Origin of the sequence: Psychrobacter sp. TAE2020 (assembly GCF_018919485.1) — a bacterium.
GTDB lineage: Bacteria > Pseudomonadota > Gammaproteobacteria > Pseudomonadales > Moraxellaceae > Psychrobacter.
This window is the reverse complement of sequence record NZ_JAHLMU010000001.1, coordinates 98,488-123,282: the sequence shown is the minus strand read 5'-3', so window position 1 is coordinate 123,282 and position 24,795 is coordinate 98,488. Positions and strand designations below refer to the sequence as shown.

Below are 24,795 nucleotides of genomic sequence, written 5' to 3'. Positions count from 1 at the left end.
TGTCATAATATCAGCGCCAAGGCTGATTCCACATCGACAGGCTGTTTCTTTTGGCATGCTGTTTATGAGTAATTTTAAGCTTCTTAAATTTACGTTTTGCCAATATTAGACTATTTATTTTCTTTGATTTGTCTATAATACTATTCTTTTTTTCTAGCTTATGCGTCTGCTTATTATTACCTTTGCTTGCGCTACTTTCAGTGCTATCAATACTATCAACACCATTATTAGCATCTGTAGTATTAGCCTGTTGCTTATCATCCATATCAGCATCTTCAGTTAATAAATGCTCCATGGAATCAGTGCTGTCATTGTTACTATTATTAGAGTCTCTGAGGTTATTTTGGTCAATAACTAGTTGCTGTGTGGGTAGCGCATGTTCGACATTATATTTTTTGACTCGGCTTAACACATCAACTAATAATATATCTTGTTTTCCGTAAAACTCGATCACATCAGCTGAGTTGACATAAGCTCGTAACTGGATGACGTAACAGTCTTGACGCAGCTCTAAAATATGGGCCTGATTCCACTCTTCATTGGTTAGTTCATGCTCACCTAGTAGCTTATGCAAATCATTGACCATCTCGAACACTACATCGATGTCAGCATTGCGCTTAATATATAAGTTATGCAAAAAATGGAACATATCTCGCGAGTTGAAATTTTCAATCTGCATTGATGAAAAGTCACCATTAGGCACAGTCACTACCGTACGGTTTAGCGTGCGCACTCGCGAAGAGCGAATACCGATATCAATAACGGTACCTTCATAGGTGCCGAACTTACAATAATCGCCTATGCGTACGGGCGAATCAGCGACTACCACTACACTACCGACTAGATTCTCGATAGTCTTTTGCGCACCCAAAGCTAAGGCTAAACCCCCTACCCCTAAGGCTGCAATACCAGTAGTCAGATCAAAACCTAAGTTGCCAAATATCACAATAACAGCAAAGATTAATAATAACGCTTTAACCACTTTACGCAGCAGACCTAATATCGACACTCGCTCAATATAGTTCTTTCTATAACTTAAATTGACAGCACGGCTAAAAATAACGTCAACCATGCGTAATAGTAACCAAGTTATTGCCAGCCATGATGCTATTTCAGTAAAACGATTGATAGGCTCACGTAGGGTCACCGATATGCCAGCATAAACCATTATCTCCGACAGAATTAGCGCCATAATCACTACTGACAGTGGCAGGATTATCTTGTTAGGTAAGGGTAACGGATCACTACGTATATAAGGATAAACAATTCTTAAAACGTGATACCACAACCACACCATGATATAAGTCAGTAAGAAACTACCTAGTGTCAGTACTAGTGCGGCAACCAAATCAGTAAGCTGATAGCCAAATAACTTTTGGCCATCAATTGAATCAAGAGTATATTGAGATACTAATGTCGGCTCAGTATTTTCTAGTACCTCAGGTATTGAAGTTAACGTTTCGGCAGAAAACTGCCAGTATTGCTCACCTTTTTTGGAGACTACACGTTCCAATAAGATAGGTACACTTTTGTCATCGATATTAATGGTACCTACTTTTTCTTGGTTAGGTAGCAGCTGATCACTCAAATACCCTTCAGGGGAGTTACTCAGCTGTAGATCTGGTAAAAAACGTCCACCAGCATCGAGCGCACGTTTCAGTTGACGCCCCATGGTCGCCGGGTTATCAGATTTAGAAAGATTAAGATAATTGCTGGCAAGCAAATAGTCGTTTTCGCCTAGCGCACTAATAAATCCTTGTACCGTATGTCTTGGGGTATCTCGCCCAAATGAGTCTGGTATTGGCGTGCGTTCGCTTTCTTCTGTACTCCCACCACCCACTCCTAACAGACTAGCCTCAGCAGCAAAGGTACTAGTCGGTAACAGACTGAACAGTAGAGTCAGTAGCAGTAAGCCCAGCAACACAGGCTTTCTTATTAATAAAGTGACTGTAGTTACTGTGCTAGGAGTTACTGTGCTAGGTTTTAAGTGACACTGAATAGACAAAACAAACCTCTTAAGTTAATAAAGTAATACGATTAGCTGATTATAAATCTCATAGCTATGATAGCAACTATTGTTTGCCATAGTCATTCTGATTGTGATGTTTTATATGTGACGTTTTATAGTGGCTAGCAGCGTTTGCAGTCTCAATAAGCTATTAAATCTTCATATCAATACCATGAATATCATTCAAGCTCTACGACCATTATTATCAGTAGCTTACTGATCCACTGATTTAGCCTAGTTTAATGAATTTCTTTCATCTTATAGTGAATAAAAATTAGCTTAAAGTAGTTTATAACTTAGTGTTTTTTGTGGATAATAAACGTAGTTTTGCTTTTCTACTATTTTTTGTAAATTTTAGCCTTAAGTTTGTTACTTTTTGGCTTATTTCTTACTTTTATTGCTTTGGAAATTTCTATGGTTTTATCACGTTCTTCTTCAACTACTTATCTTAGATTATGTATTTTAAGCGCATTTGGCGTATTTGTCATGAGTGCTAGTGCAGCGACTACTGAGTTAGATAGCGTTAGCGATAATGATCTACCACAAGTCGAGCTAGATGAAATCATAGTAACGGCTACTCGTACCCCGACTAAAACTAGCAATGTTATTGCGCAAACTCGGGTAGTTAATAAAGAAGAGCTTCGACGTTTCCAAGGTCAGACTGTGATGGAAGTTTTGCGACGTCAGCCTGGGTTTAGCATTAAACAAGATGGCGGTATGGGCACTAATAGTAACTTCTATCTTCGTGGTTATGACAGTAAGCGTGTATTAGTATTAATAGACGGCATCCGTTATGGCTCAATGTCATCTGGGCAACCCGCTTTAGGCCTGCTTCCTGCTGACCAAATTGATCGCATCGAAATATTATATGGTGCTTCAGGATCTAGTATTTATGGTTCTGACGCTATGGGTGGCGTTATACAAATATTTACTAAAGGTAGCGATGTTGAGCAAACCAACTTTTCAGTTACTGCTGGTGTTGGCTCACATGACCACTATGTATATGGTGCAGCCGCTCAGTTTGCCAATGCTCAAGGTGCAAAACTTAGTCTTTCTGCCAATCGCAACCAAACCAAAGGTATCAGCGCTCTTGAAAACCGACCAGGTAATGATGCAGATGATGATGGCTTTAAAAGTAATAATTTTGCTTTAAATGCTAGCATACCTTTAACTGAAAATATCAGTGTAGGCGCAACTGGGCTTTTCGCTAAGTCGACTACTGAGTTTGATAACTTCAGTTTTGGACCAGGGCCTAACGCAGAAATTGATCAAGAAAACGGTTTAGTGTCAGCATTCTCACAATATGAAAATGATAAGCTAACCGTGCGTTTGTCAGCAGGTCAGAGCTTAGATAAACTAGATAATAAAGTTGGTGATGCCTTTGAAACCAAACAAAAACAAGTGAACTTGATAAGCAGCTACAAATTACCTGTAGGACATTTTCAAGCGGGTGCAGAATGGTTACAGCAGGAAGTAGAGCTCACAGATAACACTCCTAGTAGTAGCGGTAAAGATCAGTATAAAGTCAATGATCGTGATATTAAGAGTGGCTTTGCTGGTTATCAAGTCAATGAAGATGCTTTCGATTTTCAAGCTAATGTTCGCTTTGATGATAATTCGCAGTTTGGCAATGAAACCACTTTTGGTTTTGGTTATGCCGTAAAACTAGCTCCTAGTCTACGTCTTGGTACTAGCTTTGCTACTGGTTATAGAGCGCCTACTCTAAATGATTTATATATTGAAAGTGAGTATTACGTTCCAAATGAAGACTTAAAAGTTGAGAAGAGCAAAAATGTAGAAGTCTTTATTGAGTCTAACACTGCTGTACAGAATACCCGTCTGACCGCCTTTAATAGTGATGTCGATAATCTTATTGATAACAGATACATTGATAGTATTAACAAGTATCAAGCACTTAATATTGATGAAGCAAAACTATCAGGGTATAGCTTTACCTCAGACTGGCAGCTAAGTAATATCTTGTTAGGTGGTCAATATACTCGCACTGAAGCAGAAGAGCGTTCAGGAATTAATAAAGGCAAGCAATTAGTATACCGTCCTAAAAATACTGGCTTAATATATATAGGCTACCGAGCTGCAGACTTTGATATTCGTACTGAAGCGGAATATGTTGGTAAAACTTATAATGTAGCAGACAACAGTACTTTTATTGATGACTATACGCTGTTCAACATTAGCGGTAATTATTATCTTAGCCCAAACCTTACTTGGACCAGCCGTATTAATAACTTAACCAACGTTGACTACTCAACTAACGAAAGCTTCGGTGAATATGCTTCACGTTACAACCAAGACGGCACCAACTTCTTCACCTCACTAACCTATAACTGGTTCTAGGCTCATTTAATCTTAACTAAAACTTGTATTACTAATCAAAAAGGTCATCAATCGATGGCCTTTTTTATGGCTGTTGGTTAATATCAATAACGATTGACACGATTTATCAACATAATCGCTAACTATTTATACTAGCCAATAGGTGACAAACGGTCTGTCATACTTTACAATAACGACCTCCGAGAGGTGTTGCACCATACCCAGTAATCAAGGCATTTAAGTACTAAAGGCCTGTTAATTATTAGTTATGTTAGGCTCGGTACTGTTTAATAGATAGTTATTAGACAGCGCAAATAACGGCACCTGCGTTTTATTCTTTTTATCATTCATTTATTACTGATAGGAGCATATGATGGACGCAGTGTCTAATATACCATCTGTCCACACGCTAGACCCTACTTTCACGGACTATAAAGTTGCTGACATTAGCTTAGCGGAATATGGTCGTCGTGAAATCACCCTTGCCGAAGCTGAAATGCCTGCCCTTATGGGTTTGCGTCGTCGCTATCAAGCTGATCAGCCACTACAAGGCGCTAAAATCGTCGGCTGTATCCACATGACTATCCAAACCGCTGTACTTATCGAGACCTTGATTGCTCTTGGTGCTGAAGTGCGTTGGACTTCATGTAACATCTTCTCAACCCAAGATCATGCTGCTGCTGCTGTTGCTGCTGCTGGTACTCCAGTATTTGCTTGGAAAGGCGAAACTGACGAAGAATACGAATGGTGCTTGCGTCAACAGCTATATGTGGGCGGCGAAGAATCAGGTCAACTTTGGGATGCCAACTTAATTTTAGATGATGGTGGTGATTTAACCGCTCTTATCCATAATGAGTACCCACAACTGCTGGATAACGTCCATGGTATCTCTGAAGAGACTACTACTGGTGTGCATCGCTTGCTTGACATGCTCAATAAAGGCACGCTAAAAGTACCTGCTATCAACGTCAATGATGCTGTTACCAAGTCTAAGAATGACAACAAATACGGTTGCCGTCATAGCTTAAACGATGCCATCAAACGTGGTACCGATATGTTCCTAGCTGGTCGTCGCGCCCTAGTTATCGGTTATGGCGATGTGGGTAAAGGTTCTGCGCAGAGCTTACGTCAAGAAGGTATGATCGTACGGGTATCAGAAGTTGATCCTATCTGCGCTATGCAAGCTTGTATGGATGGCTACGAAGTCTTATCGCCTTATATTAATGGTGACAACACTGGCGGCGCAGAAAACATTAATACCCGTCTACTAGAAGATACTGACATGATTGTTACTACTACTGGTAACTATCACGTCTGTGACAAACATATGCTAGCGGCGTTGAAGCCAGGCGCTGTGGTTTGTAATATCGGTCACTTCGATACCGAAATTGATACGCAGTTTATGCGTGATAATTGGCGCTGGGCTGAAGTTAAGCCCCAAGTTCATCAAATCTTCCGTTCAGACGATGTCAATGACTATTTGATTTTGTTAGCTGAAGGTCGTTTGGTGAATTTAGGTAACGCCACCGGTCACCCATCAAGAGTAATGGACGGATCATTCGCTAACCAAGTGTTGGCGCAAATGTATCTATTTGAAGAAAAGTTTGCCGACTTACCTGTCGATGAGCGCTCTGATAATTTGTATGTTAGAGTGCTACCGAAGAAGCTTGACGAAGAAGTAGCTGCGGCAATGGTTGCGGGCTTCAATGGTACGCTAACTAAGTTGACCAACAAGCAAGCTGAATACTTAGGGGTACCTGTCGAAGGACCTTTCAAGCCTGAAACCTATAAATACTAAGGAGCACGACTGTGAGTAAGCCTGCCGTTTCTTTTGAGTTTTTCCCTGCTAAGTCTGCACAAGGGCATGAGAAACTGCTGAGTACTTTTGATCAGCTCAATAAGCTTGCACCAAAGTATTTTTCCGTCACTTATGGTGCGGGCGGCTCAACTCGTAGTCGTACTTTAGAGATAGTAAAAGATTTATGCGTGCGCAGCAAAACGCCAGTCGCCCCGCATATCTCTTGCATCGGTGATGATAAAAGCGAAATTTCTGAGCTGTTAGACTTATATAAAAGCTTAGGTATCGATCGTCTCGTTGCTTTACGTGGCGACTTACCTTCAGGTCAAGTCGGTATGGGAGAGCTGCCTTTTGCGGTGGACTTAGTCCAGTTCATTCGTGAACATTCAGGCGACTATTTCCATATAGAAGTGGCAGCCTACCCTGAGATGCATCCACAAGCACGTAGCTTTTTATTAGATATTGATAACTTAGTCAATAAATACCAAGCAGGTGCTAATGCGGCTATTACTCAGTTCTTCTACAACGCTGATAGCTATCTTTATTTGCGTGATGCCGTAGAGCAACGCGGCATTGACACAGCAGCTCAACCACTAGTCGCAGGTATCATGCCTATCACTAACTCTAGCAATTTGATACGTTTTGCTGACAGTTGTGGTGCTGATATTCCGCGCTATGTGCGCAAGCAGTTGGCTGATTTTGGTGACGATAGCAAAGCTATTCGTGAGTTTGGCTTTGAAGTTGTTTATCGCCTTTGTGAGCGTTTAATTAGTGAGGGTGTGCCAGCGATGCACTTTTATAGCATGAACAAAGTCGAGCCTAACAAGCGCTTAGTCGAAGCTTTAGGTCTCGCTTCTGCATTGGCGTTTTAAAGTTGCGGTTATAAATAGGCTGTAATACAATGTTTAAAACAACTGGTACTCTTAGGAGCGCCAGTTTTTTTATGAGTGGTGATCTAACAGCCTAGTAACAACACTATAAATGTCAGTGCCAATACTCAATACCCCACTTGGGATAGCTACTAATAATTTGTTATTCGATTAGCGGTAAGGTATTGTATACAGAATATTAAATCCCTTTTTATATTAATAATAGGAATAAGATAAAGTGCGACGTTTTTTCTATGCAGCTAACCTAGATGATATTAATAAAGACAATAATAAGCCTGAAGATCATAACAATAATCGGCCTCATTATCCCAAACTAAACACCCTAGTAATTGGTGCCAGCCTTATTCTGACTGAGACTATCACTCATCATTGGTGCCGTGTACTGCGTGCTAACAGTGGTGAGCGAGGTATACTATTTGATGGTTTTGGTGGCGAGTATCTGGTAGAGCTGGCTACTATAAGCAAAAAACAAGCGACCGCTATTTTACTCACTCACAACACTGATGACCGTACTGCACCGTTTATAAGTAAGATTGGCTTAGTCATTAGTCGCGGTGAGCGTATGGATTATGCTATTCAAAAGTCAACTGAGCTTGGGGTGACCGCCATTCAACTGTTGAGTAGTCATCATGGGGAGGTCCATCTAAAACCCCTGCAAGTAGATAAAAAGGTGGCACACTGGCAGCAAGTCGCTATTGCCGCTTGTGAGCAGTGCGGATTAAATAGGCCGCCCCTTATCATCGCACCAGTGTCTATCGATGCTTGGTTGCAAACGCTAGCCAAGCCAAGTGTGGATAATACTACAAATGGCCGCTCTGATAGTCATCCTAGCAAGGTCATAGGCAACCAAATAGCCGTAGGCTCTGCAATGACAGCGCTCAGTCAAGATCCTTATTACCAGCAATTACAGCAGCAAGCAGACTTATCCTTAATGCTCAGTGTACCCGCAGTAGCCCAACCTTTGATGCCAACTACTTTGTGTAATGTCTTAGCGAAGCCACTGCCTTATATCAACTTACTAGTTGGGCCTGAAGGGGGTCTCAGTACTGATGAGTGTCAGCAAGCACAGCAGGTTGGTTTTGCAGCTTGGCAAATTGGTACACGTGTATTACGAACTGAAACTGCCCCTATCGTAGCACTGGCGACCTTGCACGCCCTTAGCGACCTATAGCAACTATTTAACACTGATTATGGCCTGCCAGGTTTTTATATCCATCTATTGAACTTTTATTTACAATTACTATACTTTCAGTAGATTTTTAATAACGATATTTAGAGTAACTCTGTTTAAACTCTGTCATCCCATGAGCAAAGATTATGAGTACACCATCCCCTATCACCGATTCAATTAAGCAGCAGTTGCTAGCCCAATTTTGCGAAGAACACGATAATGCTATCTCTATATTAGACGCCGATCTTCATTACTTATCAGTTAACCGTGCTTTCGAGGTTATGGTTGGGTACAACTCAGAGTTTTTGTTAAATCGACCTCTTGGGGTTTACGCCACTGAATTTTTATCCCTACGAGATGGCACTGTTTTAAACGACATGATTGGTGATTTGCGTAGTACTGGCCTTTATGCAAATAATGTTTCAATAGCCAATCGTTATGGTCAGACACTCAATTGCTATGTTACTTATCGTCAAATGACTATTGATGATCAAGTGTATTTTATAGGTATGTTTCGTGACATCTCAGCACTAGTTAAAGATAAGGAAAAACTCACTCATTTACTAAACTTTGATCCACTAACAGGGTTACCTAAACGCAAAGTATTCCTAAGTCAAGCCAATCACTTGTTATTAGACAATAGCAGTGAAATATTCATTGTGCGCTTCAATATTAATCGTTATCGCACCCTTGCCTCTAGTATAGGGCTTACTCAGGGCAATAATTTAATAATAGAATTTGTAGAGCGGGTTAATGATATAAAACTAAAACATCTAAAATTTTTTGCCCATTTTGGTTCTGATGATTTTGTCTTACTATTTGACGGCTGTCACAAGAGCCAAGTGAGTCATCAACTGGATAGATTAATGCAAGTTTGTCAACAACCCTTCATAGTAGACTGTTGTTCAAAAGACCAACTGATAAATGCCTATCACAGAGATGAGATAGTAGACTTTAACGGCTTGGTAGATAATAGCTCCTTTAAAAAAATTAATATTTATTTACAGCTGTCCATAGGTATTAGTCATTATCCTAAGAATGATAATCAGCTTATAGGGCTACTGACTAAAGCTGAAAAAGCGCTACAGTATGTCAGGGAGAGTAAAGTCGACGATATCTGCTGGTATCATGCCGATTTGGATCGGTTTATCTCTGACAGCTTACAGCTCGAAGCAGAGCTGCGCGTGGCTATACAGAAGTGTCAGTTTGTACCTTATTATCAGCCTAAAGTGAATTTAAGTACTGGTGAAATTATCGGCTTCGAGGCCTTAGTGCGATGGCAACATCCTACTCGTGGACTGCTAAAACCTTGTCACTTTATTGATGCTATCATTAAGTACAAACTCTCATTTGAGCTATTCTGTCAAATGGCTGTGCAAATTACTAAGCATTTGCAAGCTTGGGAAAATCTGGGCTTTCACAAAAATATCTGTATTAATGCTGATGCCATGGAGTTTAGTCATACCGATTTTTACAACTTCCTTAGTGATTTGTTTAGTAAAAAATTAATTAATCCTACCCAATTAAATATTGAGATTACTGAGTCTTCATTAATGCTGGGTCATGCTAATGTCAAAAAGCAGCTTGAGCAACTCAAAACTTTAGGAGTGGGTCTAGCACTTGATGATTTTGGTACTGGTTATTCTTCTTTGAGCTACCTACAAGAGTATCCTTTTGATATTATAAAAATAGACAAAAGCTTTATTTTAAAAATGGTAAATAGCAGGACTCAGCAAGCTATTGTTAAAGCCATTTTAGACTTAGCTATAGCGCTAGATATGGTAGTTATTGCGGAAGGTATTGAAACTGAGCAACAGCGGGATCTACTATTAAACATGGGCTGTCTCTACGGTCAAGGGTATTGTTTTAGTCCTCCAATACCTTACTTATCCGCTACTAGAATGTTAACTGAGCAGATCAATTTTCGTTAATGTCGAATCCTATAAGGTTAATACTTTTATTATTTTAGCCGATATATGCTTACTTAATCCTGTGCTATTACCTACTAACAGTGATAGTAAATTTTGATCATGTCAATCGTTTTATATTCGCACTTAAGATTTCATCGGGCTTGCAAAATAGGATGCAAGTCGGGTTGATGACTTATCAGTTTTACCTACCAACTTGTATAATTCTCTGCGAACGCCTATCTTTTATAATGAATTCATTATCGTATATTGCCACAAGCTGATGAACAGACTGAATTTTAATAGATCAAAGCCATAGGCCTGAGTTATCACTCCCAATCGTTATCTTTATTAATTTTGCTAGCCTTATTGGCGGTGATTCATTTTTATAATCATCGTTACGATCGTTTGTGACTATTGATAACCCCTAGTCCTAGAGTTATTACTTTCTATTAATAATCCCTTAAATAGCAGTTACAACGCTCTAATTGTAAGCAGACATATCCCTAATAAAGGACAGGAAATTATGCAATATAAAGCCCCCCTACGCGACATGAAATTTGTCATGCATGAACTTCTAAATACTACTGCCCATTACCAATCGATCGCCGCCTTTTCTCATATTGAAGCCGACATCGTAGACAGCTACCTCGAAACAGCCGCCAGCTTTGCTGAGAATGAGCTGTCACCGTTGAATCAGAGTGGTGATGCTGAGGGCTGTCATTTTAATAATGGTGAAGTGACAACTCCTAAAGGCTTTAAGGAAGCTTATAAGCAGTATTGTGATTTGGGCTTCACCTCTTTAACCGCTGAAGAAGAGTTCGGTGGTCAAGCCATGCCAGCCTCTCTTAACTCAGCTATCTCTGAATTCGTGGGTACTGCCAACTGGTCGTTCGGTATGTATCCTGGTCTATCGGAGGGTTGCGTGTCTACGCTTGAGCATCATGGTACTGATGAACAAAAACAAAAATACTTACCTAAATTAGTGGCAGGTGAATGGACAGGCGTCATGTGTCTGACCGAGCCGCAATGTGGTTCTGATCTGAATTTAGTGCGCAGTAAAGCTGAGCCTAATGATGATGGCAGCTACAATATTACTGGCGGTAAGATTTGGATTTCTGCAGGCGAGCATGACATGTCTGAGAATATTATCCATATCGTTTTGGCGCGCTTGCCAAGTGCACCAGCAGGTACTAAAGGATTGTCATTATTTATAGTACCAAAGTTCATGGTCAATGATGATGGTAGCCTGGGTGTACGTAATGCGGTCTCTTGTGGCTCAATTGAGCACAAGATGGGTATCAAAGCATCAGCCACTTGTGTCATCAACTATGACAGTGCCAAGGGTTATCTAATTGGTGAAGAAAATCGTGGCTTAAACTGCATGTTTACCTTTATGAATGTGGCTCGAATTGGTACGGCTATTCAAGGGGTTACTGCCTCTCAATATGCTTTCCAAGGTGCTTTGTCTTTCGCCAAAGAGCGTTTGGCCTTTCGTTCTTTAGACGGTGCTAAATTCCCTGCAAAACCTGCCGATCCTATTATTGTACATCCTGCTGTTCGTGACATGCTATTGACGACTAAAGCTTTTGCAGAAGGCGGTCGCGCTTTGATCTGCTATATGTCTCAATTTGCAGACACTGTAGCCAAAGGCGAAGGCGAAGCTCTTGAATATGCCAATCAGATGCTGTCATTACTCACCCCTATCGGTAAGGCTTTCTTAACTGAAACAGGGCTTGAGTCTGCTCACCACGGCGTACAAGCCTTAGGTGGTAGTGGCTACTGTGTAGAATATGGTCTTGAGCAAAACGTTCGTGACACTACTATTGCCTGCATTTACGAGGGCACAACCCAGATTCAATCTCTTGATTTGATCGGTCGTAAAGTACTAGGATCACAAGGCAAGCTATTGGCTAACTTTACTAAAGTTATCCAACAGTTCTGTGATGACAATGAAAATAACAGTGCTATGAATCAATTTACCGCATCGCTTATCAAACATATCAAGCAATGGGGCGAATTGACCATAGATATTGCTAAGCAAGCTGAAGAAAATCCTGAGGCGGTAGGTGGCGCTGCTGTCGACTATATGTACTTCAGTGGCTATGTGACTTTAGCCTACTTATGGGCGCGTATGGCATTGGTTGCTCAGACTGAAATTGCTAATGGCAACAGTGAGCATGACTTCTATGATGCCAAAATGAAGACGGCGCAGTTCTACTTCGCTAAACTGTTACCACGTACGACTACTTATGCTGAGCGTATCGCTACTGGCGTTGAACCCTACATGAGTATGGATGTTGAACAGTTTACTTTTTAATTGATCATTCAAGCTACCAATAGCCTTTATCTTAATAAAAGCTATTAAACACTTTATTACTGTCAATACACGCATCGGCAATATACTTAGGTATGTTGCCGATTTTGTTAGGCGGTGCTGCCCATAGCGTTAGCTGCTACTAACCTCATCAAGCTTGATCTAGAGTTAGAAACTCTTTATTAGCAGTGCCCTGCCTTAAGCTATTTTTAGTTAATACAAGGTCAATTGATAACTTTTAGTACACTCGTAATTCACGAAGAGATACACACGTTTATACGCTAATTTGATAAACTTTATTTATAGTTTGCGCTCTCTGTTGATACTCAGTTGATGACTATTCATTGCTATTATAAACCCCTATTATCTAAGCATTAACTGTAAGCGCCCTCATTTTATTTATAGTAAACAAAAGGATTTTTTATGTCTGTTTATAATGCACCCCTTAATGACATGCGTTTTATTTTAACGGACGTTTTCAAAGCTCATGAACTTTGGCAAAATAACGATAAGCTTTCTCATGTCGATATGGAAACAGTCGATATGATTTTGGAAGAAATGGCCAAACTATCCAAGAACGTCTTACTGCCTATCAATCGTAGCGGTGATGAAGAAGGCGCTACTTTTCAAGGGGATGGCGTAGTCACTACACCTCAAGGCTTTAAAGAAGCTTATAAACAATATGCTGAGTCTGGTTGGGTAGGATTGGGAGGCAACCCTGAATACGGTGGTCAAGGTTTTCCAAAAATGGTTACTATGCTGACTGAAGAGATGATGTTCACTAGTAATCAGTCGTTTGCGCTGTACCCTAACCTGACCGTTGGCGCGACTATGTGTATGAATGCCGCTGCCTCAGATGAGATCAAGGAAATCTATTTAGAGAAAATGTATGCTGGTGAATGGTCAGGGACTATGTGCTTAACTGAGCCACATGCCGGTACTGACTTAGGTATCATCAAAACCAAAGCTGAGCCTAATGACGACGGCAGCTTTAACATCTCTGGTACTAAGATATTTATCACAGGTGGTGAACATGATCTTACCGATAATATCATTCATCTAGTATTGGCCAAGACCCCTAATGCGCCTTCTGGCTCAAAAGGCATTTCGTTATTTGTAGTGCCTAAATTCTTGGTTAAAGAAGATGGTAGCTTAGGCGCTCGCAACACGCTAGCGGTAGGTTCTATCGAGCACAAGATGGGCATCAAGGCTTCTGCCACTTGTGTAATGAACTTTGATGGTGCTAAGGGCTGGATGATCGGCGCTGAAAATACCGGCTTATCTTCTATGTTTATTATGATGAACTACGAGCGCGTTACTATGGGTCTACAAGGACTAGGGGGTACTGAGCTTGCCTATCAAAATGCGGCATTATATGCGCTTGATCGTGCTCAAGGTCGTAGCGATACGCAATTACAAAGCCCTGAAAAGCCTGCTGACGCCATCATTCACCATGCCGATGTTCGCCGTATGCTATTGAATGCTAAAGCCAATTCAGAAGCCTCACGTTGCTTTGCTATGTATGTGGCTCAACAGCTTGATATTGAAAAGTTCAGTAGCGATCCAGAAGTCGCTAAAACCGCAGCGGCTCGGGTGGCATTATTGACCCCGATTGCCAAAGCATTCTTAACTGATAAGGCCTTGGAAGCTACTATTGACTGCCAGCAAGTGTTTGGTGGCCATGGTTATGTACGCGAATGGGGTATGGAGCAGATCGTCCGTGATACCCGTATTGCTCAAATCTATGAAGGTGCTAATGGTATTCAAGCGCTGGATCTATTGGGTCGTAAAGTGGCTCGCAATGAGGGCAAATATATTGCCAATTTCTTAGGTGAGATTCGCGATTATGTGGCAGCAATGACCTCAGATCACGGTATCAAACAAGCGACTTTAGCGGCAGCAGATACCGTTGAAGAACTTACTAGCACGGTGCTTACCAATATCGGCACTCGCAAAAATGAAATCAATGGCTGTGCTGTTGACTACATGCATGCGGTTGGCTATTTATGCTACTCGTATATGTTTGCGATGATGGTAGAAGCTGCTGATGGCAAACAAGGTAAGTTCTATAGCGATAAAGCCAAGCTAGCTGATTACTTCGTTGGTCGTATCTTGCCACGTATTGATGCCCATGCACAGATGGTTAAAGCCGGCAGTGATCCAATGATGAATTTTGATCTTGAATACTTTAATGTGACTGCTAGTTAATCAAAGCTTAGCCGTTTAACACGGTAGGTATTTTATAAGCATATAATAATGAGGACAGTATAATTACTGTCCTTTTTTTGCTCTCAAAACTATGGTTTATAGAATAAAGCCTAATAAAACAACTACTAACAAAATAATTAACTATCATTGTGATATTCAGCTTAGAATGAAGCCGACAGTCGTACTGAATAACATCCCTAAAAAGCCATATATCTACCGTAAGGTAACTACAATAAAGGGTCTAATGTGTCAGAGTTAAAACGCATTTTACAGCAGATTACTGCTTTGAGTGAAGTACCCGATGCGGCCATTCTTAAACGCTTAATTGATCACCTAAGAGCAGGAGACAAAGAGCCTGCTCTGGCCAATGAAAAGCTGCAGGCGCTTATTGATATTTTGCATAAGCATCCAGAATATGGTAATGGTATTGCCAGCTTTGTATTGAAGCTAATTATCCAATACCGCCAAATTGCTCTTTATACTGATACCGGCATTATGTCGGATCAAGGTTTTTTTAGTAGTCTTCGCCGCTTGATTGGTCATCGGTTTTTGCCGTTATTACCACAAGATGATTCTGTAGTAGAATTGGTCGGCTATCTGTTTGATAAACCTCAAGATGAGCGCTGGCTGGCAAACGTCGAAAAACAAAAATGGGATGAGTTGGTCAGTTTATTAAAAATAAAAGATGATCAACTAAATTTAGTAGCTTCTGTTAAGAATAGTATTCTTAACGCTATAGTTATTTTATCCTATCGAATTAGCGGTATTGGCCTCCACCCTGATTTGATGGAAGCCTATCCTGAAATACTAAACTATTCAGCTGCTTTTGTCGCCCAAAATCAAGAAGCCGTCTTGTTCGTTAATCAATATCGAGAAGCGCATGAGCTGGATACTTTAACTGACATTACTCCTGAACAAGCGATCAGTCCAGCCCCTTTACTAGTGATGTTGGAGCAGTGTGAAGATATTGTCTCTACCATACGCAAACGTATCTATAAGACGGGTATCTCTATCCATTTGACTAATATGATGTTGCGCCTGGATCAAAGTCTACAGCGTGTACGCATCCTAACTGAGCTGGTTGCTGATCACTCTCAAAAGCGTGATCACGCTATTATTGAGATGATTCAAGCCTTAATTGAAACGGCTAATCGTCGCTATAGCATAGGCTATCTGATTGATAACAGTACTAAGCTGCTCTCGCGTAAAGTGACGGAAAATGCTAGTCGTGTTGGCGCAAACTATATTAGTACCGATAAAGCCGGCTATCGAAAAATGTTTCAAAAGGCCTCTATCGGTGGCCTTATTATCGCTTTTATGGCTACCTTAAAGATACTAGCTTATCATCTTGCTCTTGCCCCTATAGGACGAGCATTTATTAATAGTATGATTTATGGCTTAGGCTTTGTCTTTATTTATGTGGTTCATGGCACAGTAGCCACTAAACAGCCAGCGATGACGGCGGCGGCTATTGCTTCTACTATCTCAGACAGCTCTGGCAAAAAATCACATCAGTTGACTAAATTGTCAGAATTAGTAGTGGATATCCTGCGCACTCAGTTCATCGCCATTATGGGTAACGTCATGCTAGCGGTTCCGGTAGCATTGATAATCTCCTATGCGTGGTTGCAATATACTGGTGCGCCAATGATTAACACTAACAAGGCAGCACACTTACTGCATGACCTCGATCCTTTTCATTCGCTTGCTCTACCGCATGCGGCTATCGCTGGGGTCTATTTATTTTTATCGGGACTTATTGCTGGATACTACGATAACTTAGCGGTTTACAATCAAATTGGCCCACGTATTCGTCGTCATTGGTTACTAAAGTATCTGTTACCGCGGTCGTGGCTAGAGCGCTTGAGTGGTTTTGTGGAGGCCAACCTAGGCGCTATCATGGGTAACTTTATCTTTGGAGTATTCTTAGGAAGTACAGCTACTGTTGGCTATATCCTTGGCTTACCGATTGATATACGCCATATTGCCTTTGCTTCAGCGAATTTGGCCCATGGATTATTCAATATTTCATCGTCTCAAGTGAGCTGGCCATTGATTTTAATGTCTATTTTAGGGGTAGCTTTGATCGGCATGGTTAACTTGATGGTTAGCTTTTCGCTGGCACTGTTCGTGGCTCTACGATCTAAAGAAGTGCGTTTCTTTGAATGGGGACGCTTGACCCAACTGGTTGTTAGTCATATCTTTAGCCATCCCTCAGACTTTTTTTGGCCGCGTGATAAGCCTATGAAGTATGCACAGATTGACAGTCAAGGTCGTATGATTTTTGAGGATAGCTCTACACAACAAGGTAATAAACCTATTCCTAATAACTATGTGGTTAGACGCTTATCTGATGTCAAGATATCACCAGATATTGTCAAAGTAGTGGCCCAAGGAATACAATCTAACACTAACATTAATTATGACCAGCAGCCAAGCGACAGCAAGCAGACTATAAAAGCTACGGCGTCCCCTAAGAAGATTGTAGATTTAGACGATGGTCTAATAGATGAGGAACTAAATAGCGTTCCTTATACTGATGATATTCAGTACGATCAGATCACTAAAACCTTGGGGGCAAATGCCAATACTGGCCAGCCGGTAGCTGCTGATCATAAAGCTAGCGGTGATGCCAAAACCCCTTTACCTAAACCTAGTAAGCCCCCTAAACTACCTGATTAATTGGCCTAAAACTGGCATTAAGTGATAATTAGCCTTTAATTAAAAGGATTAGAGGCTTAAATACTATAATAACTAACAAGTAACCACTAAGTGCTTAAGGCTTTGGACAATGAGCGCTTGAGGTAATTACTTTGCCGTCACCTAGGCGATAAGCTAATAAGTAATTACCCCAAACACAACCGCCATCTAGTGCTCGTGCATGAGGTAAGTCAATAGTGCCCTTAAGCGCCGCCCAATGGCCAAAAAGTATTTTGCGCTCACGCGGAACTTGCCAGGCAAACCAAGGTAGATAACCTGTTGGAATAACCTGGTCAAGGCCGGAGGTGAAAGTAAACTCCAATCCCCCATCCTGCTGACATAAGCGCATACGCGTGAAGTAATTAGCGATAGCACGCATCTTGGTAAAGCCATTTATTCCAGCATGCCAGTTATCCGCGCTCTTACTATATAGATGCGGCAAAAGACGCCCAAGCTGTTTGAGACTGCCTTGCAACTGTCCCTCTAGCTGCCGCGCATAGTCTGCTGCTTGTACAATACTCCAATGCGGTGGAATACCAGCATGTACTAATACTGTATGGGCATCTGGATAGGCCAACAGAGGCTGATGGCGCAACCAATTTAACAATTCATTTTTATCATCTGCAGCAAAGATAGGCGCCGTCTTATCCTTTTTTTTCATCTTAGTAGCGCCTAGCCATACTGCTAATAGATTAAGATCATGATTACCTAATACCGTAGCCGCCGCGCCAGTCTCGCACAACACTTTCACATCACGTAGAGTTGCGAGTGAATCCTCACCGCGCGCTACTAAGTCACCGGTAAACCATAATTTATCTTGCTTGGGATCGAAATCTAAAGCTTTAAGCAGCTGTTGATAGGCGCCATAGCAACCTTGTAGGTCGCCGATGACATATTGGTGGCGAAAACTCATAGTGCCTCAAAATCTAAAAGTGGATAAGTAATAATCATAAAATTAAATCTAAATCACAGTAATGCAATCAACCTGCTCTTATAAGCAACTAGCCTTTGCCGGCGCTTTGCTATTAATCTTAGTCTTGAGTCAGCGGTAAATGTAGCTCTACTTGCTTCGCTTGATTGGTCAAAGCCACAAAATCTCTGACACTAAGTGTCTCTGGACGAGCTTGGGGATCAATACTACAAGCAGCGAAGTCTTGCTCGCTAAGGGTTGGTAATAGTGTTGATTTTTTGAAGATAGCCCGTAGTGTTTTGCGACGATGGTTAAAGGTCTCGCGCACTACTATGGCAAAATAATCTTCGTCGGCAGCTACTATTGGCTTATCGACGTGTGGGGTCAGGCGAAAAACAGCACTAGTGACTTTAGGCGGTGGATTAAAGGCACCACGCGGAACGGTTAATAGATAATCAGTATCACAATAATACTGCATAATTACTGACAAGCGTCCGTAAGTCTTACTACCGACGTCAGCAGTGATGCGCTCAACGACTTCTTTTTGAAGCATAAAATGCATATCTTCAATGACATCAGCGTAGCTAAGCAGATGGAACAATATCGGCGTAGAAATATTATAAGGTAAGTTTCCTACTACTCTTAGCTTGCCACGCTCACTACTATATAACTCACGATAATCTACGTGCATAGCATTAGCTTTGATGATCTCAAAGTTAGGGTGGCTATTGGCACCAATACGTATGCGCAAACTATCGGCTAAATCACGATCCAGCTCAACTACAGTCATCGCATCGACTTCAGCTAACAATGGCTCAGTCAACGCTCCCATACCGGGGCCGATTTCGATTAAATTATCATCACGCTCAAGACGTATGCTATCGATGATTTGACGAATAACACTAGCATCATGCAAGAAATTCTGTCCAAAGCGCTTGCGAGGTTGGTGTTTGGCGGTACGCAGACTATTGGCAAGGGTTTTGGCATCAAACGAAGGTTTAGACATAAAGGTTTCTTACTTAATATAATAAAATGGTTTTTGCACTAACTTGCCTTCAAAAGCTTAGCAGTTATCGGTGTCAAATTATAACACAGCTCGAAAGCTGCCTGCATTGTAGCGAAACTATTGATTTATATATATCAAAAAATAACTATTAATACACCGCTAAGGCTTTGTTTGCCATCTCATCAGCCATCACCAGCGCCTGATAAAGACTAGTAGAACTAGCGCCGACACCACCAGCCAAATCAAGCGCAGTACCATGATCGACGGAAGTACGAATATAAGGCAGACCTAAAGTCAAATTAACGGTATCACCAAAGCCGTGCGACTTAAGTACAGGCAGTCCCTGATCATGGAACATAGCGATAACAGCATCACATTCAGCTAGATGTCTAGGCGTAAATAAAGTATCTGCCGGCATAGCCTGTGAAATATTAACCCCAGCAGCTATAAACTCTTGCAATACCGGATTGATAATTTCAATCTCTTCCATACCCAGATGCCCACCCTCACCGGCATGCGGATTAAGGCCACAGACTAAAATACGTGGCGCGGCCAAGCCAAATTTTGTACGCATATCATCGAGGACAATTTGTACGGTTTGCCTAACGTTTTGGCTAGTAATAGCAGCCGGTACATCTTTGAGCGCTAAATGGGTAGTCACTAAAGCGACTTTCATCGATTGATTGGCTAGCATCATAACGACTTTATCACAGCCACTTTGCTGCATAAAAAACTCAGTGTGACCGCTAAACATCGTACCGTCTAATAGCTTGATACCAGCATCGATCAAGGCCGATTTTTGCAACGGCCCTGTAACGATAGCCGCTACCGTATTGTTGATAGCCAGCTGATGCGCTATCTCTAACTGCCGTGCGACCATAATGGCATTATTAATATCAATTTGACCCGCAACAACTGGGGCACCGCAAGCGATGTCAAGTAAGATGAATGCCTTATCAGTAGTCGGCTGCTGCGCTATCTGCGCTATCAGTTCCTCAGTATCTAATTTAGTGTTACCTTCTGCCGCTACTGTCTGCCAAGACGGACAACGGCTTAGTACCCCAGCAGCTAGCAACTTATCGGCACGGGCTTGCATAGCTTCCGCTTCTGCTGTTACCCAAATAGGTCGATCAAAATCTTGCAGCTTACCCGCTTCTGCTAACAGTAGTACTACATCCATACCAATACCAGCAGGCTCGCCAGTGGTAATGAGTAACGGTAATTTGCTCATAAAAATAATCCTTATTTTTGCTATGTATGGTAAATTTTTTTAACTGGTTTTTATTCTTCTATAACATGATAGGCTTCAGGGTTTAGCATTGAATAGCGACTCGCTGATCTATATAAACTTACTAACAGCAGGCTTTAAAATGGCATAATGTGTTAAGCTTTCGCTTTTGATTGTATCATCTATTAACAGTATGCTAAGCGCTGTTTTGGTACAGCTATTATTGGTTTTTTTATAGTAACGTACTATTTATTTTCTATAGCTCTAGCCGTACTTCAGCGCTAATAATGTTGCAAACGACTTTAAAAACCAACTATAAAAACTGAATTTAAAAATCGAGTCTAAAACTGACTCTAACAACTGGGTACTCATGGCAGACACTGATAAAACCGACGACTTGCTCAATCAACAACCGCCACACAATATTGATATCGAAAAGGCGTTGTTAGCCTCACTGATGAGTATTGAAGAGGCTTATGACAAGATTGCAGATATCGTCACCAAAGACGACTTCTATGCTGGCCGCCATCAGCACATTTTTGCGGCTATTGCTCACTTAGCAGCGGTAAACGAGCCTTATGACACAGTGATGGTGCATGACTGGTTAGAGGCACAAAAGCTACTCAAAAGCGCCGGTGGAGATAGCTATTTGGCCGATATATTGAGTCAAAGCCCAGCGACCCTATTTAACTTGACCGCCTATGCCCAGCGAGTTCGTGAGCTATCTACTTTGCGCCAGCTGATAACCACTGGTAATGAGATGCTTAGCCTAGCGTATAATCCAAAAGACCAATCGGTTAGTGATATTTTGGATAGCGTCGAAGCGACTATCTTTAGTATTAACGAGCAACATAATAAACGCGCAGAACAGCGAGGACCAGTCGGTATCACCGCCGTATTGACAAACGTTATTGATAAGATTCAAGAGCTTAAGTCCAATCCTGATGGCATGATTGGCTTACAGACCCCGTTTACTGAGCTCAATAATAAGACTCAAGGCTTGCAGGCCGGTGACTTAGTGATTGTTGCCGCCCGCCCATCTATGGGTAAGACTACTTTTGCAATGAACTTAGCCGAAGGGGTACTATTTAACGAGAATCTACCCGTAGTAGTGTTCTCGATGGAGATGCCTGCCGAGTCTATCGTCATGCGTTTACTGTCCTCGTGGGGTGCGATCAATCAGACTCATTTGCGCTCAGGACAGATGAACGAGGACGAATGGGCAAAGATGATGAATGCTATTCAACATCTACAATCCAAACACTTATACATCGATGACAGTACAGCGCTCCCTCCTTCGGAACTACGCTCACGCTGTCGCCGTATCGCCAAAAACCATGATGGCAAGTTAGGCGCCATCATTGTCGATTATTTACAATTAATGAAAGTCCCTAATCTAGACGGTAACCGTGTAGGAGAAATCTCGGAGATCTCACGCAGTCTTAAAGCCTTAGCACGTGAGCTTGAATGTCCAGTTATCGCCTTATCGCAGCTTAACCGTAGTCTGGAAAATCGTCCAAACAAACGGCCAATCATGTCAGATTTGCGTGAGTCTGGTGCTATTGAGCAGGATGCCGATTTGATTATGTTTATTTATCGCGATGAAGTCTATAACGAAAACACAGATCATAAAGGCGTCGCTGAAGTCATTATCGGTAAGCAACGTAATGGTCCTATCGGTACTCTACGCTTAGCCTTTGAAGGTCAATATACACGCTTTACTAACCTTACTCCCGAGTACTATCAGGGGGTTACTTTCGACGACGAATAATCATTAAAATAAATAGTTTTGATGATAGGTTATGGTCAAAATAAACAACCATGATGATAGAGCTAGCTTTAGCGATACTCCGTTTATAATCTCCGTCTACCACCAGCAGTTGCTATCGAAAGTAAATCGCTGTCAACGAGAACAGCTTTGACTACCCGCTAGGTTAAAATACTGCAATACAAGAAGTCTACTATGCGTACTGCTACCGTAATGATCAAGCCTGATGCCCTAACCCACAACCTAATGCAAGTGAAGAAACTAGCGCCAAAATCTAAAGTGTTAGCGATGGTAAAAGCTAATGCTTATGGCCATGGTATTGCGGTGGCGCTGCCCGCATTACAGCAGGCAGACGGTATCGGTCTTGCTAGCTTTACTGAAGCATTAGAGGCCAGACAGTTAGGTTGGCATAAGACTGTAGGCTTAATCGAAGGAGTGTTTAGCGCCGATGAATGGCAGCAGGCTATTGATAATGACTTTAGTTGCGTGATACATCATCTGCCTCAGCTTCAGTGGGCACTAGATAATGTGCCTGATACCGATAGTCCTACGCGCACAGTATGGTTGAAATACAATACTGGGATGAATCGCTTAGGCTTCGCTGACGATATTATCGTTGAGGTCGCAAAACAGCTGCATCGTGTAGGCTACCAGCTCATTTTGACTACTCACTTTGCCAATGCTGACAACGGCGAGCATCCGCTAAATGCTAAGCAAATACAGTGTTTTTCAGCAGTATTAGGAGTGCTAAAGCAGACTGTCAGCGCTGATATTAAAGCCTCATTATGTAACTCAGCTGGGATAGTAAACTTTCCTGAGCATCATTATGATTGGGTACGTCCGGGCATCATGTTATATGGTAGCTCACCCGTAGTTGACAAACGGGCTGATAAGCTTAACTTGCAACCAGCTATGAATTTTAGCGCAAGGATTATGGCGATACAAACTGTCAAAGCTGGCACCGCTATCGGCTATGGTAGCCACTGGCTCGCCGAGCAAGATACTAAGACGGCGCTAGTCAGCATTGGCTATGGCGACGGCTATCCGCGCGTAGTGGCTGACTGTGCTGAGGTCTGCGTAATAGATTCCAGCAGCGGAAAAAGCTATCGCTGTGCTATACGGGGGCGAGTAGCTATGGATATGATCACCATCGATATCAGTGCTATTCCTGAGAACATCGCTTTGGACAGTCAAGTAGTACTTTGGGGTGACGCTCCTCATGTCGATGAAGTAGCAGCATACGCTGGCACTATTGGCTACGAGCTACTATGTAGGCTTAGTTTACGTCCGGAACGACGGGTCTGCTCGAGCTTATAAATTGGATTTAAATTGGGCGTTTACATTAAAAGTAATTCCGCTATACTAAAAGTTTGTTATCGTTATAGTCCGGCTGTATATTCTATGGCCACTTACCTGCAAAATGCTTTGGTTACAGGCTGACAGCTGCAGTAATTATTGACTACTGATAACGTTTTATTTCACTGATCGTGATCGACTGCTAGGATTGCTATGAGCTTGCGCCATTTTTTGACCTTATCTGATTTGAGTAAACAAGAACTAGAAAATCTAATCAAACGTGCCAGCGAACTGCGCAAAATGCAGCATGCTGGTGAGATTTATCAACCTTTCGTTGGTCGTACTCTAGGTATGATCTTTGAGAAATCCTCTACTCGTACTCGTATCTCATTTGAGACTGGGATGGGTCAATTCGGTGGTAGTGCGATATTTTTATCACCCAATGATACTCAGTTGGGCCGTGGCGAGCCGCTTGAGGACTCAGCTCGAGTCATCTCTAGTATGGTCGATATTATTATGATTCGTACCTTTGGCCATGAAAAGGTTGAAACCTTTGCTGAATACTCAAGTGTGCCTATTATCAATGCTTTGACCGATGAGTTTCATCCTTGCCAGTTGCTTGCTGATATGCAGACTTATTATGAGCATCGCGGTAGTATTGAAAATAAAATCGTCACTTGGGTTGGTGATGGCAATAATATGTGTGCCTCATTTATGCAAGCTGCCCATCAATTTGGTTTTGAGCTAAGAATAGCAGCGCCTTATGGTTTTGAACCAGATGCTGTCCTTATGAAACGCTTTTCACATTGCGTCAGCTTAGTCGAGAACGTACAAGATGCGGCAAAAGATTCTAATTTAATTGTGACGGATGTCTGGGCCAGTATGGGTCAAGAGTCAGAACAGAATACTCGCGCCCGTAGATTCGCCCCTTACCAAGTTACGCCATCATTATTAGATAAAGCCGATCCTGAGGTTTTGTTTATGCATTGCTTGCCTGCACATCGTGGCGAAGAGATTTCTCATGATATGCTCGATGATCCACGCTCAGTAGTCTGGGATGAGGCTGAAAACCGTCTACATGCCCAAAAGGCTTTGATGGAATTTTTATTAAAAGATAAAATTAAGTTGTCTGTATAAAGTGATTCCCTAATACTGACAGCATATAAAATAATATTGGCAATCTATAAAATCTCTAAGACAATAACACAATCTAGTAACCCAGTACCATAAATAAAAAGGCAGACTGTTGCT

General features: G+C 41.7%; 15 protein-coding genes. 11 read left to right on the top strand and 4 right to left on the bottom strand.

Features of this window, described 5'->3' with window-relative positions; all coding sequences use genetic code 11:
* Positions 1-10: 10 nt before the first annotated feature.
* Positions 11-2,005 carry a mechanosensitive ion channel family protein gene (locus tag KPY62_RS00495; protein ID WP_228730506.1) on the bottom strand — a complete coding sequence of 665 codons (1,995 nt, stop codon included), beginning with the start codon at positions 2,003-2,005 and terminating at the stop codon, positions 11-13.
* Positions 2,006-2,422: 417 nt separating this feature from the next.
* Here KPY62_RS00495 and KPY62_RS00490 point away from each other — a divergent pair, with 417 nt between their 5' ends.
* The 8 genes from KPY62_RS00490 to KPY62_RS00455 all read left to right on the top strand — a co-directional run bounded on the left by KPY62_RS00490 (position 2,423) and on the right by KPY62_RS00455 (position 17,318).
* On the top strand, positions 2,423-4,366 hold the full coding sequence (locus tag KPY62_RS00490; RefSeq protein ID WP_216580343.1) for a TonB-dependent receptor domain-containing protein: 1,944 nt from the start codon (positions 2,423-2,425) through the stop codon (positions 4,364-4,366).
* A 352-nt stretch (positions 4,367-4,718) separates the two neighbouring features.
* Positions 4,719-6,143 (top strand): adenosylhomocysteinase, encoded by a 1,425-nt coding sequence (gene ahcY, locus KPY62_RS00485; protein ID WP_216580342.1) that lies wholly within the window; start codon positions 4,719-4,721, stop codon positions 6,141-6,143.
* Positions 6,144-6,154: 11 nt separating this feature from the next.
* Positions 6,155-7,015 (top strand): methylenetetrahydrofolate reductase, encoded by an 861-nt coding sequence (locus tag KPY62_RS00480; RefSeq protein WP_216580341.1) that lies wholly within the window; start codon positions 6,155-6,157, stop codon positions 7,013-7,015.
* Between the two features lie 235 nt (positions 7,016-7,250).
* A complete protein-coding gene (locus tag KPY62_RS00475) occupies positions 7,251-8,204 on the top strand; it encodes a 16S rRNA (uracil(1498)-N(3))-methyltransferase (RefSeq protein WP_216580340.1) in 954 nt (317 codons plus the stop codon).
* Between the two features lie 146 nt (positions 8,205-8,350).
* The gene (locus KPY62_RS00470; RefSeq protein ID WP_216580339.1) at positions 8,351-10,135 is read left to right on the top strand and encodes a putative bifunctional diguanylate cyclase/phosphodiesterase; all 1,785 of its coding nucleotides are present in this window, start codon (positions 8,351-8,353) and stop codon (positions 10,133-10,135) included.
* A gap of 499 nt (positions 10,136-10,634) precedes the next feature.
* Entirely contained in the window at positions 10,635-12,431 is a 1,797-nt protein-coding gene (locus tag KPY62_RS00465) for an acyl-CoA dehydrogenase C-terminal domain-containing protein (RefSeq protein WP_324033929.1), read from the top strand.
* A 420-nt stretch (positions 12,432-12,851) separates the two neighbouring features.
* Positions 12,852-14,636 carry an acyl-CoA dehydrogenase C-terminal domain-containing protein gene (locus KPY62_RS00460; RefSeq protein WP_216580337.1) on the top strand — a complete coding sequence of 595 codons (1,785 nt, stop codon included), beginning with the start codon at positions 12,852-12,854 and terminating at the stop codon, positions 14,634-14,636.
* Positions 14,637-14,882: 246 nt separating this feature from the next.
* Positions 14,883-17,318 carry a site-specific recombinase gene (locus KPY62_RS00455; RefSeq protein WP_216580336.1) on the top strand — a complete coding sequence of 812 codons (2,436 nt, stop codon included), beginning with the start codon at positions 14,883-14,885 and terminating at the stop codon, positions 17,316-17,318.
* A gap of 94 nt (positions 17,319-17,412) precedes the next feature.
* Here KPY62_RS00455 and KPY62_RS00450 read toward each other — a convergent pair whose 3' ends face one another.
* The 3 genes from KPY62_RS00450 to pdxA form a co-directional block, all read right to left on the bottom strand.
* Positions 17,413-18,249, bottom strand: coding sequence for a symmetrical bis(5'-nucleosyl)-tetraphosphatase (locus tag KPY62_RS00450; protein ID WP_216580335.1), 837 nt, complete (start codon positions 18,247-18,249; stop codon positions 17,413-17,415).
* A gap of 118 nt (positions 18,250-18,367) precedes the next feature.
* Positions 18,368-19,252: a 16S rRNA (adenine(1518)-N(6)/adenine(1519)-N(6))-dimethyltransferase RsmA gene (rsmA, locus tag KPY62_RS00445; protein ID WP_216580334.1), complete on the bottom strand. Its 885-nt coding sequence runs from the start codon at positions 19,250-19,252 to the stop codon at positions 18,368-18,370.
* Between the two features lie 148 nt (positions 19,253-19,400).
* Entirely contained in the window at positions 19,401-20,483 is a 1,083-nt protein-coding gene (gene pdxA / locus KPY62_RS00440) for a 4-hydroxythreonine-4-phosphate dehydrogenase PdxA (protein ID WP_216580333.1), read from the bottom strand.
* 367 nt (positions 20,484-20,850) lie between these two features.
* Here pdxA and dnaB point away from each other — a divergent pair, with 367 nt between their 5' ends.
* The 3 genes from dnaB (at position 20,851) to argF (ending at position 24,681) form a co-directional block, all read left to right on the top strand.
* Positions 20,851-22,251: a replicative DNA helicase gene (gene dnaB / locus KPY62_RS00435; protein WP_201622050.1), complete on the top strand. Its 1,401-nt coding sequence runs from the start codon at positions 20,851-20,853 to the stop codon at positions 22,249-22,251.
* Positions 22,252-22,443: 192 nt separating this feature from the next.
* Entirely contained in the window at positions 22,444-23,565 is a 1,122-nt protein-coding gene (gene alr / locus KPY62_RS00430) for an alanine racemase (protein WP_216580332.1), read from the top strand.
* 192 nt (positions 23,566-23,757) lie between these two features.
* Positions 23,758-24,681, top strand: coding sequence for an ornithine carbamoyltransferase (argF, locus tag KPY62_RS00425; protein ID WP_216580331.1), 924 nt, complete (start codon positions 23,758-23,760; stop codon positions 24,679-24,681).
* The last annotated feature ends 114 nt before the right edge of the window (positions 24,682-24,795 follow it).

Excerpts from the sequence above, each read along its gene's own strand:
- ahcY (WP_216580342.1), top strand. The coding sequence starts at position 4,719 with ATGGACGCAGTGTCTAATATACCATCTGTCCACACGCTAGACCCTACT.
- KPY62_RS00460 (WP_216580337.1), top strand. The coding sequence starts at position 12,852 with ATGTCTGTTTATAATGCACCCCTTAATGACATGCGTTTTATTTTAACG.
- KPY62_RS00470 (WP_216580339.1), top strand. The coding sequence starts at position 8,351 with ATGAGTACACCATCCCCTATCACCGATTCAATTAAGCAGCAGTTGCTA.
- dnaB (WP_201622050.1), top strand. The coding sequence starts at position 20,851 with ATGGCAGACACTGATAAAACCGACGACTTGCTCAATCAACAACCGCCA.
- pdxA (WP_216580333.1), bottom strand. The coding sequence starts at position 20,483 with ATGAGCAAATTACCGTTACTCATTACCACTGGCGAGCCTGCTGGTATT.
- alr (WP_216580332.1), top strand. The coding sequence starts at position 22,444 with ATGCGTACTGCTACCGTAATGATCAAGCCTGATGCCCTAACCCACAAC.
- argF (WP_216580331.1), top strand. The coding sequence starts at position 23,758 with ATGAGCTTGCGCCATTTTTTGACCTTATCTGATTTGAGTAAACAAGAA.
- KPY62_RS00450 (WP_216580335.1), bottom strand. The coding sequence starts at position 18,249 with ATGAGTTTTCGCCACCAATATGTCATCGGCGACCTACAAGGTTGCTAT.
- rsmA (WP_216580334.1), bottom strand. The coding sequence starts at position 19,252 with ATGTCTAAACCTTCGTTTGATGCCAAAACCCTTGCCAATAGTCTGCGT.
- KPY62_RS00490 (WP_216580343.1), top strand. The coding sequence starts at position 2,423 with ATGGTTTTATCACGTTCTTCTTCAACTACTTATCTTAGATTATGTATT.